This window comes from Achromobacter sp. GbtcB20 (genome assembly GCF_019091095.1).
GTDB classification, from domain to species: Bacteria; Pseudomonadota; Gammaproteobacteria; order Burkholderiales; family Burkholderiaceae_B; genus Achromobacter; species Achromobacter mucicolens.
The window spans coordinates 1-252 of sequence record NZ_JAGXJZ010000713.1 but is presented as its reverse complement, the minus strand read 5'-3'; the positions used below and the strand labels follow the sequence as shown (position 1 = coordinate 252).

Genomic DNA, 252 nt, shown 5'->3' with positions numbered 1-252 from the left:
AAGGCATCAGCGGCCAGGTGCTGGCCAGCGGCCAGGCGCTGCTGGACGAGGACATCGGCAACTCGGCCTATGCGCTGCTGGCGCGGCGCCCGCGCGGGGCCGGCCGCAGCCTGATGTCGGCGCCGATTCGGATCGAAGGGCGCATCGTCGGCGTGGTGAACGTCGCCGGCAGCACCTTCGTCCAGGACGACCTGGCGCTGCTCGAGGTGACCTGCCTGTTCATCGGCAAGAGTATCCAGGTGGTGCAGCTGC

At 69.8% G+C, this 252-nt stretch carries 1 protein-coding gene; it reads left to right on the top strand.

Annotated features, from left to right (window positions below):
• Positions 1-252 (top strand): GAF domain-containing protein (locus tag KVT32_RS30825; RefSeq protein ID WP_217619509.1); only part of this gene is annotated, 252 nt, incomplete at both ends.